General features: G+C 31.0%; 14 protein-coding genes and 1 tRNA gene. 12 read left to right on the top strand and 3 right to left on the bottom strand.

The window, feature by feature from the left end:
• Positions 1 to 416: 416 nt before the first annotated feature.
• Positions 417 to 1,205: a glucose 1-dehydrogenase gene (locus tag ACYSNV_RS08055; protein WP_461762050.1), complete on the bottom strand. Its 789-nt coding sequence runs from the start codon at positions 1,203 to 1,205 to the stop codon at positions 417 to 419.
• Positions 1,206 to 1,271: 66 nt separating this feature from the next.
• On the opposite strand from ACYSNV_RS08055, the gene ACYSNV_RS08050 reads away from it, so the two are divergent.
• Positions 1,272 to 2,306 carry a lactonase family protein gene (locus ACYSNV_RS08050; RefSeq protein ID WP_461762049.1) on the top strand — a complete coding sequence of 345 codons (1,035 nt, stop codon included), beginning with the start codon at positions 1,272 to 1,274 and terminating at the stop codon, positions 2,304 to 2,306.
• A gap of 691 nt (positions 2,307 to 2,997) precedes the next feature.
• On the opposite strand, the gene ACYSNV_RS08045 is transcribed toward ACYSNV_RS08050, so the two are convergent.
• Positions 2,998 to 3,070: transfer RNA gene (locus ACYSNV_RS08045), tRNA-Ala, on the bottom strand.
• A 517-nt stretch (positions 3,071 to 3,587) separates the two neighbouring features.
• Here ACYSNV_RS08045 and ACYSNV_RS08040 point away from each other — a divergent pair.
• Entirely contained in the window at positions 3,588 to 4,865 is a 1,278-nt protein-coding gene (locus ACYSNV_RS08040; RefSeq protein WP_461762048.1) for a hypothetical protein, read from the top strand.
• A gap of 121 nt (positions 4,866 to 4,986) precedes the next feature.
• Here ACYSNV_RS08040 and ACYSNV_RS08035 read toward each other — a convergent pair whose 3' ends face one another.
• Positions 4,987 to 5,196 carry a DUF4465 domain-containing protein gene (locus tag ACYSNV_RS08035; RefSeq protein ID WP_461762089.1) on the bottom strand — a complete coding sequence of 70 codons (210 nt, stop codon included), beginning with the start codon at positions 5,194 to 5,196 and terminating at the stop codon, positions 4,987 to 4,989.
• A 117-nt stretch (positions 5,197 to 5,313) separates the two neighbouring features.
• Between ACYSNV_RS08035 and ACYSNV_RS08030 the strand changes: the two genes are divergently transcribed.
• From ACYSNV_RS08030 to ACYSNV_RS07985, 10 genes are all read left to right on the top strand, one after another.
• Positions 5,314 to 5,718 carry a hypothetical protein gene (locus tag ACYSNV_RS08030; protein ID WP_461762047.1) on the top strand — a complete coding sequence of 135 codons (405 nt, stop codon included), beginning with the start codon at positions 5,314 to 5,316 and terminating at the stop codon, positions 5,716 to 5,718.
• A 157-nt stretch (positions 5,719 to 5,875) separates the two neighbouring features.
• Positions 5,876 to 6,403: a hypothetical protein gene (locus ACYSNV_RS08025; protein WP_461762046.1), complete on the top strand. Its 528-nt coding sequence runs from the start codon at positions 5,876 to 5,878 to the stop codon at positions 6,401 to 6,403.
• A gap of 517 nt (positions 6,404 to 6,920) precedes the next feature.
• Positions 6,921 to 10,607 carry an AAA domain-containing protein gene (locus ACYSNV_RS08020; RefSeq protein WP_461762045.1) on the top strand — a complete coding sequence of 1,229 codons (3,687 nt, stop codon included), beginning with the start codon at positions 6,921 to 6,923 and terminating at the stop codon, positions 10,605 to 10,607.
• Between the two features lie 413 nt (positions 10,608 to 11,020).
• Positions 11,021 to 11,437, top strand: a complete 417-nt coding sequence (locus tag ACYSNV_RS08015; protein ID WP_461762044.1) for a hypothetical protein — start codon at positions 11,021 to 11,023, stop codon at positions 11,435 to 11,437.
• A 3-nt stretch (positions 11,438 to 11,440) separates the two neighbouring features.
• On the top strand, positions 11,441 to 12,136 hold the full coding sequence (locus ACYSNV_RS08010) for a J domain-containing protein (RefSeq protein ID WP_461762043.1): 696 nt from the start codon (positions 11,441 to 11,443) through the stop codon (positions 12,134 to 12,136).
• Positions 12,136 to 12,528, top strand: coding sequence for a hypothetical protein (locus tag ACYSNV_RS08005; RefSeq protein WP_461762042.1), 393 nt, complete (start codon positions 12,136 to 12,138; stop codon positions 12,526 to 12,528). Before ACYSNV_RS08010 ends, ACYSNV_RS08005 begins: the two co-directional genes overlap by 1 nt.
• A 1,465-nt stretch (positions 12,529 to 13,993) precedes the next feature.
• Positions 13,994 to 14,458: a hypothetical protein gene (locus tag ACYSNV_RS08000; protein ID WP_461762041.1), complete on the top strand. Its 465-nt coding sequence runs from the start codon at positions 13,994 to 13,996 to the stop codon at positions 14,456 to 14,458.
• Positions 14,443 to 15,207 carry a sensor histidine kinase gene (locus ACYSNV_RS07995; protein WP_461762040.1) on the top strand — a complete coding sequence of 255 codons (765 nt, stop codon included), beginning with the start codon at positions 14,443 to 14,445 and terminating at the stop codon, positions 15,205 to 15,207. Before ACYSNV_RS08000 ends, ACYSNV_RS07995 begins: the two co-directional genes overlap by 16 nt.
• Before the next feature lie 82 nt (positions 15,208 to 15,289).
• Entirely contained in the window at positions 15,290 to 15,934 is a 645-nt protein-coding gene (locus tag ACYSNV_RS07990) for a response regulator (protein ID WP_461762039.1), read from the top strand.
• A gap of 122 nt (positions 15,935 to 16,056) precedes the next feature.
• Positions 16,057 to 17,544 (top strand): MauE/DoxX family redox-associated membrane protein, encoded by a 1,488-nt coding sequence (locus ACYSNV_RS07985; RefSeq protein WP_461762038.1) that lies wholly within the window; start codon positions 16,057 to 16,059, stop codon positions 17,542 to 17,544.
• The last annotated feature ends 17 nt before the right edge of the window (positions 17,545 to 17,561 follow it).

Raw genomic sequence — 17,561 nt, 5'->3', positions numbered from 1 at the left:
CTTATTTAAAGGAACTAAACCAATTATTACAGCGTGGTTTTGTTACTTTGCTGATTTCAATTACTAGTTTATTTACAGTTGTTTGTCCTACGGCTAATCTACTTGTATAACAAGATGTCATAGATACACAAGTTAGACACAGAACTAATAATTTTATTATTTTTTGTGTACTTATACTATTTAAAAGCGTTAATAATGGTGTAAATCTGCTTAGTTTACACATTAAAAAAAATAAAAATTTCTGTATGAACAGCTTTGTTTATTGTGGTGAAAAACAAAACAAATTTTACCTTTTCTAATTGGGTTATCACAATTAAAACAAGAATATAAAACCAACTCTTATTGTACGAAATTACACATGATTAGTAGTACTTAGTAAATAAACTAAGGGATTGCTCTTATATAGTATAGAATTCTCAGGAGGTTTTATCACTGGTAAAAGATGGATATAAGGTCATTCCACCATCTACATACATAGTTGTCCCTGTTATATACAAAGATTGATCACTTGCCAGAAAGCTAACCAAGTTGGAAACATCTTGGACTTGGCCGATTCTTCGCATGGGAATTTTAGCAAGTACTGCTTCTACTATTTTTTTATCGTTAAAATCTGTATTTATAGGTGTTTGAATCGCCCCAGGAGCCACACAATTAATGCGGATGTTGTTGGGTGCGTATTCTAAAGCAAGTGTTTTACTTAACATTTCAACGGCCGCTTTACTTGTGGCATAGCTTGCAAACTGTGACCTTGGTATTTGTTGATGCACACTGGATATGTTAATTATATTACCGACTTTTTTTTGTTTTAAAAAGTAATCGATTGCTAATTGGCAGCCCACAAATACTCCTGTTAAGTTAGTATCGATTACTTTTTGCCAATCGCTTAATTCAACCAAATGGGAGGCGGATTGTATTTGTAGACCTGCATTATTAATCCATAGATCTAGGTTTTTAAATTCCTTTAGTGTTTGATTAAGTAATTCTTGTAAGTCTTTTTGTTTAGAGACATCACCATATACAGCAATAGCCTTTCCTTTGTTATTTAGAATTTGAGTTACTACCTCTTGGGCCTGTTTTTCATTTTTATAGTAATTTACTACCACATTCATTCCCTGTTGGGCCAATCGCAAAGCAATATCTTTACCAATCCCGCTAGAGGCTCCTGTTACTACAACCGTTCTGCCTAAAAGTTCTTCGTATATCATGGGTTTAATTTTTATAAATATCTTAAAGTTAGTGTTTTAATTTGTAATTTTAACAAAAAGAATAATATGTATTTAATTTTAGGAACTTATACTAATCAATCTATTGACCATGGGGTTTACCTCACCGAGTTTAATACCCTGACAAAGTCATTTAAAATTAGGTCATCCTATGGGGTTAGTAATGCTTCTTTTGTGGCGGTAAATAAGGATTTTATTTACGCGGTTAGTGAAAACAAAGATCCTGAAGCTTGTTTTTTAACTGCTTTACATGTAGAAAAAAAAAACAAGGAAATCACCATGGTAAATAAGGTATGTTTACAAAGATCTGGCCCTTGTTATGTATCAATTAATAAAGATGCAACCAAGGCCGTTGTGGCTAATTATTTATCTGGAAGCATCACTGTGGTAAGTATAGATGCAAATGGAGCTTTAAATCAAGTAATTCAGCAAATAGATTTTAAAGGAAGTAGTGTTCACCCAATAAGACAAAAACAATCGCATTTACATTGCGCAATATATAGCCCATGTCAGAAGTATGTTTTAGCATGCGATTTGGGAGCAGACGCCATTTATTGTTTTACAGTAGATGATAAACAATTAAACTATCTAACCCTGCAATCTACCACAAAGGTAGCCTTAGGTAGTGGACCTAGGCATCTATGTTTTAGTCAAGATGCAAAGATGGTGTATGTTATCAATGAATTAAGTGACACCATTATGACCTTTAAATTTGAAATGGGTAAGGAGTTAGAACTAATACAAGAGATACCTTGTGATAAGGATAAACAACAGGCCAGTGCAGATATTCACATCCACCCTAATGGAAAGTTTTTACTTGCTAGTGTAAGGGGACAAAAGAATTGGCTTTTATCCTATCAGGTGGATTCCCTGAAAGGAACCTTAAAACAAATAGGAGAACAAAGTACTCTTAAGGGGCCTAGAAACTTTTTAATTAGTCCATTGGGGGAATTTGTTTTTGTAGGTAATCAGTTAAGTGATTCCTTGCAGGTCTTTACTTTTAATAACCAAAGTGGTGGTTTAACTCTAGTGAGTGAATTTTTCCAGGTTTCTAGTATTGCTTGTGTGGAATTTTTTAAATAATCAATTACTTTGTCTATACATTCTTCTTTGGATCGTATTAAAGGGAAATAGAAAAAAAATACAAATGGCCCAGTCTACTTTTAGGTTGTAGTGAAATAACGGTGGTATATATTTGTTAACCTCTCCCATGTAGAGACGAAAAACTCAAAGGGTATAAGCTGTTTTTTAATTAGCTTAATGTCTATAATTTATTAGTTAGATTTATTATTTAAAGTGGTTTTAGCCTAACAACAAGGATTTCATTAACCAGTCTATGGAACTGTTTGTTCCATGTTATTTGCTTTTAAAGCAACTTGTTTGCCAAAACTATAGCTAAAGAAAATCAAGATAAAACAAGATATTGCTATTAATAGAATATTAAAGGGAGCAATTGAGTTTTTAGTAAACATAGCACGAATTTTAAGGGTTCAACTTTTCTTTGTCTTTCTAAAAAAAATAGAGATATTCTATCCCTTGGTATCTCACCAAGATAACAATAAAATATGACAAATACAAAAACCGCTAACCAGATCAACTTAAGATAATAGATAATAGGTTAAGTACAAAAATTGGAAACTACGCAAAAAAAAAGAAACACTATAAAAAAAATAATTACAGTGTACTTGCCAAAAGTAACTGGGGTGTTACTGGTCTTTTGGATATTAAACTAAAAAAAGCAATCTCTATTTATAAGAGATTGCTTTTTATTAAGTGGAGAAGATGGGATTCGAACCCACTACCTTTTGGCTGCCAGCCAAACGCTCTACCAAGTGAGCTACATCCCCGTTTTTTAATTTCTTGAGCAAATATACAATATAAAATAGTATATCCTAAAAATTTTTAAAAAAGTTACGTAATTAAGTTTTTTTGCTTTTTGTTATTCTTGCTATAATATAAGACTTGTGGTTTTAGATCTTTTTTTAAGCCTCAGAGTCCTTTACCACATTAGTAATACAGTAAGACTCTTTGTCTTAATATAGATTTATTTAGTAAGTTTCAATTTTTACCTTTTTTAAAGGGACTATGTGTTCAAATTTTCAGATGTGATATCCTTGCTTTTCTTTGCTATACGCGGCGTATATGGGGAATAAAAGTGATAGATAAGTGAGAGTATATTATAAAACAGTAAATTAATCTAACCCCTTTAGCTAGAATAATAAAAAATTAACACAGAATTTTTAAACAAGGCAGATGTTTTAATAGTTGTATTAATTATCTTTATAAAGTATTAATATGAATTTGAAAAAGGTATCCTTTTCAAGGAGTAAAAGTGCCTGGTATTACTTTTTTAAAATTGTAGATATGTTTGGATTTTTTAAAAAGAAAGCTGTTGCTGACCAAAAAGCAAAGCAACGAGTTGTTTCCTTTTCCAGTAAGAAACAAGCCTATTTTGAGGGTCATTACCTATATTATTTTAATAAAGGAGAGTTGTTACGAGTAGATTTATCTAAATTACAATATGCCTATTGTGATAAGTATCAAGACTCTTTGCGTTTACTTTTGTTTGATTATCACCAAAATTATATAGAAGTTACCCCTATGATATTACAGGAGATTTATCCTGTTTTATCCAAAAAATTCGGTTTTGATGATTCGGTATTTTATCAGGTTTTAGACTCACAAAAAGACTTGAAAAAGCGCATATGGCTTAAAGAGGAGCCTGAGAATTATCAAGTTTTAAAAGTAGGGACAAGTGATATTTATAGTGGTTTTACAGTTTTAAGTAAACCAGAGGTTTTTGTGTTGTGGGATACTACTTATAAGGAATTAGTTGCATTGAATCTAGGTCAGAGTTATGTTAGTGATTACAAAACGGTTTATTATAAATTTAATTATCCAGTTTTAATAGGTAATATTTTAGTGGATAATCTACATACTTCTTTAGACAATAAACAACAAGATATAGCAGTGCAATCCTATTATTGTAAATTTTATAATAAGCAAAATAACCAGCAAAGTTACTATGAATTAAAAAAGTCTTTAGAGTTCCTAAATCCAATAGTGGATAAAACTGGCGTGTATGAAAGAGAAGATCAGAATTACTGGACTTTTGATTTTAAAGGAATAGATATTACTTTATTATACACCTTTGATAAGGGTAGTGGTTATGATGATGGGGCTACAAATATGTATATAAATAATCAAAGGGATTATAGGGATAAGTTATTAAAACCTTTGGAAGATTTAAATACACAGGCAATTCAGGTTATTGATTTAGACTATCTGTGTGAGTTCCACCCGGATTATAAAACCAATCCCCTTGTTTGTTTAGCACCTAAAGCTATCATGGATCGAAATCCAGACAAGAGCTCGATTTGGTTGGATAAGCAGCAGCAAACCCTAGGTTTTAGATCCAAAGAGTTAGCCATTGTTTATAACCTTGCAGATATTAATCGAATTATTATTCAAAATGTATTACCCGCTAAAGGTGCAGGATATAGTTATCTAGTGGTGGAGTTTATCCACGAGAAGCAACAAGTGATATTCTACGCTGAACAAAACGGCTTTGATAGTTACATAAAACAAATAGAAGCATTTGAATTACAGGTAGATATTCCAATGCCTTATCATAACTGTTAAGCTATCAATAAAATAACCTCTAGGATTTTATCTTTAAAAATTCTAGAGGTTATTAATAAATAAAGTAAAATCACTTGAATATTTAAATGACTCTTAAGCTAATTTTTTTTAAACGTATTGATTAGTGGATAATAGTTATATCGTCCATACAAAAGTACGCAGGGGTATTCATCCAATATCCAGAACCGTCGCTACTTTGCATCTGAAAAGCAATTTTATTTACTTTGCCTAGTAAACTTAGGTCCGTTTTTACCCAATGGTTTAAAATCCCCATACTATCTTTTTGTCTAAAATCTGATAGGTAACATTCTACTGTATTTTCGGATTTTATCTGTATTGTTGATTGGATATCCAGATTTTAATTTAGCTTTAAAAAACAGACTATAATTACGTGATTATTTGTAACTTGATTCACAAATAATTATTAATAAATTATCTAACACTATTTATGGCAGTATTTACAGTTAATCGTCCTAGTAACTTTGTATATGGGTATAGAAAATATAGAATAAAGATTGATGGTAAGACCGTAGGTAGTATTTCCGATGGACAAACCAAGGAATTTACTTTACCCAAAGGTGTCTTTAAAGTCACTGCGCACATAGATTGGTGTTCAAGCAATCCGATATACATTGATACAAATCAACAGGAGTTAACCCATATGGTGGTAAAACCTTTTATTTTAGCCCTATGGATTGTTCCAGTTATAGTAGCTTGTGTTCTGGTAAGTCTCTTAGGTGTGTTTGTCTTAAAAAAGTCATTTTTTTTATTGCTCTTAATCCCGGCGATATTGTATTTAGTGTATTTATTTTCTTTGGGAAGGAAAAAATTTTTAATTCTTGAGCAAAATTAATTTTCACCAGCTATTGTTATGCATCTAGAGTAGGATTAGCACAATAAAGCCTTATTTATAGGTTTATGAATTATATCAAAAAGGGTTTATGCTTTTTTTAAAAGTTGTAAACCACGCTAATAAACCCTTTAGCTATTACTTTTTAAAACTTTTTAGTATGTACAATTTATCAGATAATTTTAAGGCTTTTACTAATGCAAGTATTACTGAAAACAAATGTATTTCGGATATATTGCAATTAATTTTAGAGCCCGAAATAAAGATGGAAACACTTATGGCTTATATAAAGGCTCATAGTTACAATTTACAACAAAGCAAAAAAGATGTGCTGGAGTATTTATTGCAATACTGCTATTATACTTTAAAAGATGACTGGATAACAACCAGTGAGTTAAATGACTTTATTGCTTTAAAGAGAATTTTTTTAATCAAAGAAGGAGATTTTCTTAAGTATAAATCCTTTCAAGTACGTGAAATTTTAAAGCAACAATTCTTTAGAATGTACAGCGATAAGTATATAGATAGTAAGGAAGCTATAACCCAGGTAAATCTGCAGATTATGTTTGATTTAAGTTACGATGAGTTTGAGAAATTTAAAGAACAAGAGGTTATTCAAGCTTTAATTAAAGGAGCTGACCCAACGAACTTAGATATTTCAAAATTACCTCGAGGATTTGAAAAGTAGCTTTTTTTATTTTGTATTCTTACTTTTAAAAAAAAAACATAAAAGAGTAAAAGATTATTTTTTGTCTTTTAAGGTTTTACTACAAGCAGTCTTTTAACTTTTAAGGTTTAATCTTTTTTGTACTTTGACTAAGTGTAGTTAGTAAGGTCATGGCATGTGTTAGAAAGTTATGCTTGATTTATTTTTAAATCTATTTGATTAAGGCTTTATCTACTTTATTGTAAAATATTAGGAGACAGTACATTAATTAAATAAAACTATTTTGGAAATTTGTGTTTTTAAAACATGTAAATTATGGCGCTTTCTGATGAATTATAAACTTAATCTTGGCGATAATTTTAATGGATAACCTAGGTGGCTTATTAAACTAATTGGTGGGTTATATTATAAAATTAGCGGCATATAGCCATCTTATATAAAGGCGTATTAACAGCACTTTGATTTTTTGTTGTAATTTTGTTTAAAAGCCTAAGCTCTTGCTTATTTTAGGCTTTTAAACAACTCTGTAAACTACACAATGGAAGATTTTAAGAAAGTAACTAAGTATTGGAGAAATTCTCTAGTGGATAAGCGTTTTGGCCAAGGTAAATTCACTAAAAAACAAATAAAAGATAACTTTATTAATAACACTAGTTTTTTTACCAATTATGTACAAAGCCAAAGTGTATTACAAAAACTTTTACTTGGTTTTCAAACTCCTTTTATAACCTCGTGTTATATTCCTAAAGGATTTAAAAAAATGGCTTCTCATTTACAAAATGAGTTAGACATTTCTCCGGAGTTATTCTTTCCTATTTCCATAAAAGTAGAAGTGTCCTCTTGTGGATTTATTTACCCAGGCCAAAGTCCTATTATTCCTAGAGACTTACTATCTCCTTTGGATCAAGAAGATTACAATATTGGGAATTTAAAGGATTATGATTTATATATTTCTAAAAATCAGGCTCCTTGTTTTAATTATCAAAGTGATTATAGTTGGGAAAAGTACTATAAAAAGGAAATTGAACCTATTTACTTACAAGGTTTAGCTCAAGAATTATTGAATCAAAAAGTTATTACCAATACTCAATTTAATAACGATAAGCTATCCTTAATACAAGATTTGTATATTACCGCAAACCCAAATTTTAAAGAAGTACTTGCCAATTACAATAAACAGTGGGACTTACAAGTAGGTGAATTATTAAGCAGTAAAGAGGGTTTTTTACAAGTTTTTCAAGAATATGATAACAAATGGAAACAGTATTTATTATACATTGATAATCTTTTACAATCTGTAATCAAAGACCACAGTGTCTTGGAAAATTACCTTGAAATTGAGTTTGGTGGATTTGTGCGGGAATTTTTAGATGTCTCGGGGTCAATTGTTGGTGTGTATGATGATTTATATAAGAGAAAGACCAACAAAAATGAATTATTGCTCTACAAGAATTTTGCTAATTTAAAAACTAAAGAAGAAAAAACATTAGAAGACTCAACTAATTTCTTTGTAAAAAGGGTAGGACATAATAATAATCAATTTCCTTTGGCTAAAGCTCAGCGCGATTCGATATCTAGTTTATTGGCCATTTCAAATGGGGAGGTTTTACCTGTTAATGGTCCCCCGGGTACAGGTAAAACAACCATGGTATTATCTGTTGTAGCCTCACTTTGGGTTTCCAAAGCATTAGAGCAAACTCAGCCCGCTGTAATTATTGCCACTAGTACAAACAATCAAGCAGTGACTAATATTATTGATGCTTTTTTTAAAGATTTCTCCACTGGTGTTGGATTACTATACTCCAGATGGCTACCTGAGGTGAATAGTTTTGGTAGTTATTTTGCATCTTCTAAAAATGCTGGTAAAGCTAAAAGTAAAGGGTACATGGTGTTTGAGGATTTCAAATCCCTGGAGAGCGAAAGCTATTTTAATAAAGCACTAATGTGTTTTATACAAAAGGCTAGTGAGTTTTTTCAAGTGTCACAAATATCCTTAAAAAAAGCTAAGGAATCTTTACATGATTTATTGCAGAGCAAGTATAAGATTTTACAGGATTTAGAAAAATTTTATAAAAAATACAACCAAAGTAAGCAGCGTGTTTATGATCTGTTAGAATTAGATCCCAGTTATTGCCCCCAAGAGCTTACAGTGATAGAAGATAGCCTGGGTAGAGATTTATTTGAGGTAAATCACATGGAGGATCTTTGGCAAGAGTATCTGGCTAAAGAAAGTCTATTAGATACTTCATTAAGTTTTGTAAGTGCTTTGGCAAAAAAAAGAAATGCGAAGGCTGTTTTATATGCCAAAAAAAATAATTTTGGAAAGTTTTTTAATTTCACTGATTTTGACGTAGCTACATTTGACAAGGTTATAGAGTCTTATAAAAATCTTATAGCCTATAAAATGCAGCAGATCACCGCATTTAAAAAAGTTACTCAGCAGTTAGAGGATTTTCTTGAATCTTTAGATCTGGGTCTTAACATCACCGATAGCTTTGAATCTATCGATCAAAAGATGGATACCACTGTTCGCTTTGAAATGTTTTGGATAGCAACTCATTACTGGGAAGCTAGGTGGCTTTTAGATATGCAAGAACTTGTCAGTAATTCGGAGTTAGCCAGCACTGGATATAGTTTTGAGAAATATAAAAAGGCAGCTTGGTACCGACAAATGAAGATAACACCTTGTTGTGTTATGACTAGTTTTATGCTACCCTTATATGTAAATTATAGTAGAAAATTACAAAACAATGTTACCAAAACAGATTACTTATATGACTTTATAGATTTATTGATTGTGGATGAAGCCGGGCAGGTTTCACCCGAGGTTGCTGGGGCAAGTTTTGCTTTTGCTAAAAAGTCATTGGTTATTGGTGATATACAACAAATCCCGCCAATAAATAGTCTTACTAAAAGTATAGATATAGGAAATTTACAAGATGTAGGGCTTTTAAGTGACAAAGGGAGTATTGAGCAACTAGAAAATGACTATGAACAGCTTCAAGATAAAGGCATAACTACAAATAAAGGTAGTGTGATGCGTGTTTCTCAACACAAAACGGCTTATATACCACAAAAAGACTTACAACGCGGTATGTATCTATATGAACATAGAAGGTGTTATAATCAAATTATAGCTTTTTGCAACGAGCTGTGTTACCAAGGTGTATTACAACCTTGCAGAGCAGATGCGCCAAAATCAGATTTTTTACCTGCAATGGGCTATTTACACATTGATGGTAAATGTGAAACTTTTAAAGGTAGTAGGGTAAATAATCTGGAAGCTAAGTTAATTGCTGGTTGGATTATAAATAATTATCAGCAATTATTAGATCAGTATCCCACAAAACAAATCAAAGATATTATTGGCGTTGTTACACCATTTAAACAGCAATCAAACGCTGTATCTCATTATTTGAGACAGGCAAAAGATCAATCCTTAGTTCCAGAATTAAAGAAAATCACTGTGGGAACCGTACACTCTTTGCAAGGGGCAGAAAGAAATGTTGTTATTTTTTCTCCTACTTATTCCATTCATCAAAGTGGAAGTTTTATAAACAATGACCCTAGCATGTTAAATGTAGCGGTATCTAGAGCCAAGGATAGTTTCCTTGTTTTTGGCGATATGTCTTTATTTAATGCAAATCAAAGTACACCATGTGGAATTTTAGCAAAGTATCTGTATGCACATTCAAATAACAAACTTATTTATAAACACCAATATCATACTAAGTTTATCCGGGAAGATTTAGTAGTAGATTCTAATCCCGTGCAAACCCTAACGGATTACCAAGCGCATGATGTTTTTTTAAAGGAAATTTTAAAAAGCGCTAATAAAAGAGTAATTATTGTGTCTCCATGGCTTATTTACCGCACTATAGAATCAAATGATTATATGGATTTGTTGACCAATTCTTCTTTAAAAATTACCATTTATACCGATAGAAGGTTTAATACCTTTAGTAATAATAAACCAAGTAAAGCCAAGCAAAGTGAATTCCAGCAAGCTGTTAGTAAGTTACAGGGGTTAGGAGTAGAGGTTATAGTGACCCAGAATGTACATAGTAAGATTGTTATTAAAGACGAGGATTGTATTTGTGTTGGGTCTTTTAATTGGTTTAGTGCTCACAGGGGTGGACCTTATACAAATACGGAACATTCCTTGGTGTATAGTGGGGACTCCGTTAAAACTGAAATAGATAAAGTACTGCAGCAATTGGCTTAATGGATAAATAATTATACTGATTAAATTAATTAATAAAAAAGGCAGAAATTTACCCCGTACTCAAAGAAGTTGGATTAAATTATTTAATAGATAAAGCACTGGCATACCTAAGTTAAGAAAAAAGTATTGGTGTTTAGTAAACTTTTTTGAACGCAAGAGTGGTGTTAGTTCCTTGGATTGTTTAAATACCATAAAAAATTAAATATTTCAGCTTGTTAATCATCTATTGAGTTGGTGATTTGTTATGTGTTGGATTGTATCTATTTATGATAAATAAGTTACTTTTTTACAGACTTTTAAGTGAGAATGATTGTGCAACGAAATGGGAATTATTAAAATTTACTTAAAAACAGTTTGCAACAACACATAGGGTTGTTTTATATTTGCTTACTAAGACAACAACACACTAAAAAATGCAATCAGAAGTACAACCACAGGAGCCTCTTTTTTATATAGGGCTTTTAAGTGTTCTGTTGTATTTTGTCTACCTAGTTATCATGCAAAATAGACAAAAGGCACAGAAAAAATCCTACTTGAGTCATCTGAAAGACCAGATTAAAATCACTCAAAAACAAATCCAAACTACTAAAACGGACCTAGAGAAACAACTTGAAACTCGTTATAGTTTCTCAGAGGTAAAGTCTTGTTTTAATCAAGAAATGTATAAAGACATGCCAATTGATTTATTAAAGGTTGGTTTTGGCTTACCTAGCGATATTAGCTATCAAGGAGCAGATACCCAAAAATGGGAATATAGTAATTACCATAAGGGAAAACTTGTTGTCCATATTTGGCAAGATAAAGTAAGAAATTGGCAGGTAATTAACTAGGTTATGGATTTAAATCAAGCATATACAATTTTAGGATTAGAGCCTAATGCTTCTTTAGAGCAAGTAAAAATGGCTTACAGTAAACTATCTAAGCAATATCATCCTGATCAGGTAAAGGATGATGCATTTTTATTGGGAATTTTTAGAAAGATAAACATTGCTTATTCTGTTTTAATAACCCACAACCAGCAAAAAGAGGATGAAAATTTAAAAGGTTTTACCAATAGGGAAAAAGATCGAAATGTTAATTCTGGGCAAACAGGCTCTTATTGGGATAACTCTGCATTTGATGCATTAATCTCTAACTACCATCAAAGTAAAAGTAAACTTGAGGAGTTAAACAAACAAGTTGTTGAAATTCAAAGGGCACAGACAAAGAAGTATTTGTCGGTTTTTACCATTTTTAAACTAATAGGAATAGCATTTTTTATTTTCGTGTTTTTTAATCCTTTTTACAGTAAAATAGATGGAGTTATAAACCAAACAAGTCAAGTAATCCCTTTAAGTAAATGGACCACTAAACACACCGCTAAACTGTATAGTAAACCAGATATTAAAAGTTTAGAAATTACCTTATTAGACCAAAACATTCAGGTGGATAGTATAACATCTACCAATTATTTCTTTAAAGTACAGGTAGAACAGGGGCAAGAAAAACAAATAGGATATATATTAAAAACAGATTTAGTCAAGCAATAATGGGATCAAATTACGCACATTTACTTTATGAAAAAAATAGGTATATAAAAGATAACCAAGTAATGGTTCTATCGGGTATTATAGGTGTTTTATTAGCTTATTTTATGCTATCGAGTCCTAGTTTTCCAAAAGAGGGTTTACTTAATTGGAATAGTTTACTTACTATTTATGGTGTGGCATTTTACTTTGGCTTTTCATTTATAGCCGGCTGGAAATTATTGCATGGATTCACTGCTAGGTATTTCGTTGTTTTACCATTAATAGGCTGGTTAATTTATATATTCTTAAAATTTGCATTTGCTTTAATTATTGGAGCAAATTTTTTTTACGGAATTTTTAGATTTTTAAATAACCTTTATAAAATTCAAAAGATTAACCAATCACTAAGGTAATTTGGTGTAACAAATTACAGTAAGCTTTTATATAGTAGATTCAACTAAAAAATCTTGCATAACAGATCAATAGTTATGCTTTATAAGCTGTTGTTTATTATCTGTTAGTTCGTATTATTATTTGTTTGAAGTATTCAAAATATTTAAAAAACAGGTTATCTAAATTTGCTTTTACCCTAGTGGACATTCTGGCAAAAGTGTCTAACTTTTAGGGTGCAGTCCATCAGAGTGGTGCAGTTTGAAGTGGAATATCCACGCTAGTCTTTAATTACATAAAGATTAGATTTTTTTTTGTATTAGGACATATAAACTAGGGTAACTAAAATCATTTCTCTTAGTTGAAAATACAGATAAGTGAGTATTTGATTGGTCTAAAATTAATGAAAATAGTATTAATGCGTATTGTTTTTTAAAATTAAGATATAAAAATTAATAATATGAAATTATAGTTAATTATTTGTGATAAAGTATTCTATTTTGGGTATTTTTCAATTTTAAAACGAAATAGTGTTAAAAGTTTTTAGATTCTAGTTTTAAATTAAGTATTTGTAAATCAAGGTGTTGTTTTTTAAGATAAAGTTGTTGAACTTTGACATAGTATTTTTTACATAGGTGCCTATTAAGTAGGCATATGGTTACAACATATCTAAAAATCGTATGACACAAAAATAAAAGGTAGTATAAAAAACAGATTCAAAGCTCCGTTAATAAAACACGAAACAGGGGTTTAAAGAAGCATTTGTTTAGGAAGATCACTTAAAATTCAACAAAAACGAAGTACTTGCTAAGTACATGACAAAAGAGCCCAAACAAATTTAAAATACCAGTGTTATTTACCTATTTATATAAGTTATGATGTACAGCTACAGTGGTATAGCACTTGCCTGTAAGATAAGAAAAGCATTAATTTAAATTGGTATGGTATTAGCCCATAAGATCAGAAAAGTATTAATGTAAATATTAATAAATTCAAGAATATCAGAATAAACTCTTTAAATATGTTTTTATCTTAACTTAAAAACTGCAAGAAGACTTTTATTTTGTTACAATAAAACTCAAACTCAAAAGAAATACAACTAGATAAAATAAAAATAAGCAAAGAAAAAAACATTTATCAGTCTAGTTCGAAGTGGTTTACTAAACTGCGTTAGGTTCAATAAATAAAAGGTGGGGCCGTGTAGGTAATTAAAGTGTTTTTATATACACCTTTACCTTCATGCTCTAAGTGGACTATTATCGCAATTTCAGTGGGGCATGACACGATTTTGGTTAACCTAATACAAAAGATATGGTTTATGTTTTATTGGTACATTTGAGTTTTCTTAGCGGTATAAGTCCTGTGTTACTTTTACTTATAAATAAAGTAGATTACCGGCTCTACAAGTCTTATTTTGGTGTGATTTTTTTATGCGCTATAGTTGGACTTTATAATTACATTTTTCCGTTTATCTTAAAAATTAACCCAATGGGTAGCTTTAAGTTTCAAATGGTATTTTATCTACTTAGTTTTTTATCGGTTTATACCCTGTATAAAAAGACGACTTTTAAAAAACCTAAATACTTTTTCCCTTTTGTAACAATTCTGTTTTTTACCTGCTTTGTAGTAGCTATATTTTATCAGCGTACTAATAAAGGGTTGAATTACAATGTGATGCAAAACTTCGTAATGGGTTTGTTTGTAATGATTGCGACTTATTATTGGTTAAAGCAGTGGTTAACAACCATTGCTCCCATACCACTGTTGAAAGCTCCAGGAGCTTTTTTTATTTTAGCAAGCTTTGTTTTCAGTCTTGCTTGTCTTTTTCCTTCTACTTTTATTGCTCCTGCTTTTCTTTGTTATAAACGGGTTAATTTGGCTTGTCACCTAGGACAAATTGATGCCATTGTTTGTGGAACCTTAATATCCTTTGGTGTATGGAAACTCAAGTAATAACTCTTATAGGGATAATTAATTCGCTTTTGGCATTTTTTGGATTAGGTCTATTACTTACTAGTTGTGTAGTTCAAAAATATCGGGTTATTCTATATAATTATCTTATAGATAATCCCGATAATGACTTTTATAAATTACAAACTTCAAAATTAGTTGATTCTCTTTTACCTGATTTTCACGATGAGGTTAATTCCGATATTTATAAGGCTAGCACTTTTGTGAGTATGTATCTTATTAGGAATAAGGACTCAGACCAGCGATTTATGTTATTCGAAGCTTTACAAATTCTAAAAGAGCTGCCAAACAAAATTAAGTCGGTTGTTTTAAATAATTCTTTTACTCAGAATGCTTGCTATGAGTTAAATAGCTTGTTAGGGGAGAGTCTTGCCAGGCAATTTGAGATAGGTGGTGTAAACTATTTTTATAAGGGGCATAATTTATTGGAAAATGTAAATAGGGAGCAGCTCCATCATATATATTATTTAACAAATGAGCTGGTAACTAATATTTTAAAACACAGCGGCGCAAGTTGGGTAAGGGTATACGTAATAAGCAGAGGTTACTCATTGGTGATTCGAATTATTAATGACGGTATGTTATTTAATCCTTTTACAACAACCATTAAATCAAAAAAAGGTAAAGGCATCGGTAATATTCGATATAGATTAACGCAATTAGGTGCTGACTATCAGTATAAAAGTGTACACACAGTAAATAAATTATGCATTACAATAGTTCTTAGTTAGTTATAGACTAAGCGTGAAAAAAATTATGTTCGTTGTTTTATCACACTATGATATGGTGATTTAACGTAAAAAATTAATTATTATGGAAGTAGCAATTACAGAGGATCAGGGCTCTTATAGCCAACTTTTAAGCTGGTATTTAATCAGTGAGAATTTATGTAAAAAAGTTCATCTTTTTAAAAACGGAGAGGATCTCTTACAGGGACTAACCAATCTACCAATAAATATGATATTTTTAGATTTGAATATGCCTGTATTAAATGGTTTTCAGACCTTAGAAAGACTAAAGCAGCTAAACTCCCACATTCCAGTGGCAATACTATCGGGAGAGTTAACACAAGGGATATTAGGAAAACTGGCCAATTATAGGATAATGGATGTTATTAGTAAATCAGCAGGTATAGAGTCCTTACAAAAAATAACAGATTGTATTGGTCGAAATAAAAAAGTATTGGACCAGCAGAAGAAAAAGCAATTACAAGACCTAAAAAAATCAACAGTTCAGTTATCACTTAAGGAAATGGAGATTATAAAATTAACCGGTTTAGGCTACACAACAGCAGCTATAGCCGATTATTTTCATGGTAAAGTTAAAGGCATAGAAAAATCGAAATCTGTAATCTTAAAAAAGACCAATCAGCCTACTTTTTCTGCTGTTATTTACTATATGTGGCAAAATAAGTACTTTTTCTCTTTGCCATCTGATCAGTCAGAAAATACGGATTAGGACATCCTATTTAGGTCTAGTTTGTTAAATAATTCTTAAAACAGGTAATAAAGGCGTAAAAACACTCATTGAGTTGATTATTAAATAGTTGTAGTTTTATACGACATGAAAAATCAATTATTATGAGAGCTAGGTATATACAGTTTGTGAGTTATTTTCTTGTCGTGTTGTTTGTCTACGCATCGGTGAGTAAGTTAATTGTTTTTTCTGAGTTTCAAATACAGTTAACCCAAAGTCCTTTGCTGAGCGCGTATGCAAAATTAATTTCTTACTTAGTTATTATAACAGAACTTATACTGGCTGTAATACTTGCAAGTAAAAAAACTAGATTACTTGGGTTATACTTAAGTTACGGCTTGATGCTAGCTTTTAGTCTATATATTTATCTGATTTTAAACTATAGTGATTTTGTACCATGTTCCTGTGGTGGTGTGCTGGAGAATTTGGGGTGGAATGAGCACTTGTGGTTTAATATTATAGTGAGTTGCTTGACTATAGTAGCGGCATATTTGTTAGAAAATAAAGATAAAAGGTTTTGGTGGGCATTTACTGCAATTACACTACTTAGCAGCTTTTTTATTATATGTGTATTTTTATCTTCGGAATATATTATTAAAAAAGAGAATCCATTTATTAGAAGATACCTTCCTCATGGCATGGTAGAGGACAAAGAAATAGACTTACAGGTAAATACTTTTTATTTTTCGGGAACTCATAATAATTCCGTTTATTTAGGAAACACCTTATCACCACTTCGATTTATTTTAGTAGATAGTCTTTTAAAAAGACAAGATTTTCAAATAAGTATTGACTCAACAGATTTTGGATATCGATATTTAAAATTAAAGACTGTATATCCGTATTTCTTTTTAGGCGATGGTAGTATTCCTATTGTGTTTAATGGACGATTAGATAATACTATGCAAGTTAAACAAAGTTCTGTATTTAGTTTTAAGGATACTTATTTCACGGACTTTATACCCATGGATAGCTCAAAGATAGTGTTTAAGGCGCAGATCGGAAACGACCTTACCCATGTCTTAGGGATATTACAGCAGAGTTCACCTAGGGTGGAGATAAATGTAGATATACTAAGTTCCTTTTCCACAGGCTCTTTCGCCACAGATGGGTTACTGGCTTATAGTGATAATTATAACGATGTTATATACACTTACTACTACAGTAACCGGTATTTGACTGCTAATAAAAACTTACAGGAAATAGATTTATTAAAGACCATAGACACAACATCTATTGCAAATGTATCTTCTTCAAGACTGAGCAATGGGACAGATAAAAAGATCACTCCTATGAGTGCGATTAATAGAAAAATCACTGTTAAAGATAATCTCTTGTTTATAGTATCTAATTCACTTGGACAGAATGATTCCAAAAATGTAATGAAACAAGCCAGTATTATCGATATCTATGATTTTAGAAAGGGAATTTATGTCGCAAGCTTTTTAATCTACCACAATGATGATCAAAAGCTTTCAGACATAATTTTTACAAACCAGTATGCATATGGTTTGTTTGGCTCCAAACTTGTGCGGTTTAGACTCGCGCGAAATTTAACCGATAAGTTTGTTAAGGATTTACCCTCGCCTTAGTAAAAAGAGGTTAATTA

The sequence above is a fragment of the Myroides sp. LJL119 genome, assembly GCF_054871605.1.
The sequence above is the reverse complement of the archived record's forward strand: the minus strand, read 5'-3'. Positions and strand labels throughout refer to the sequence as shown.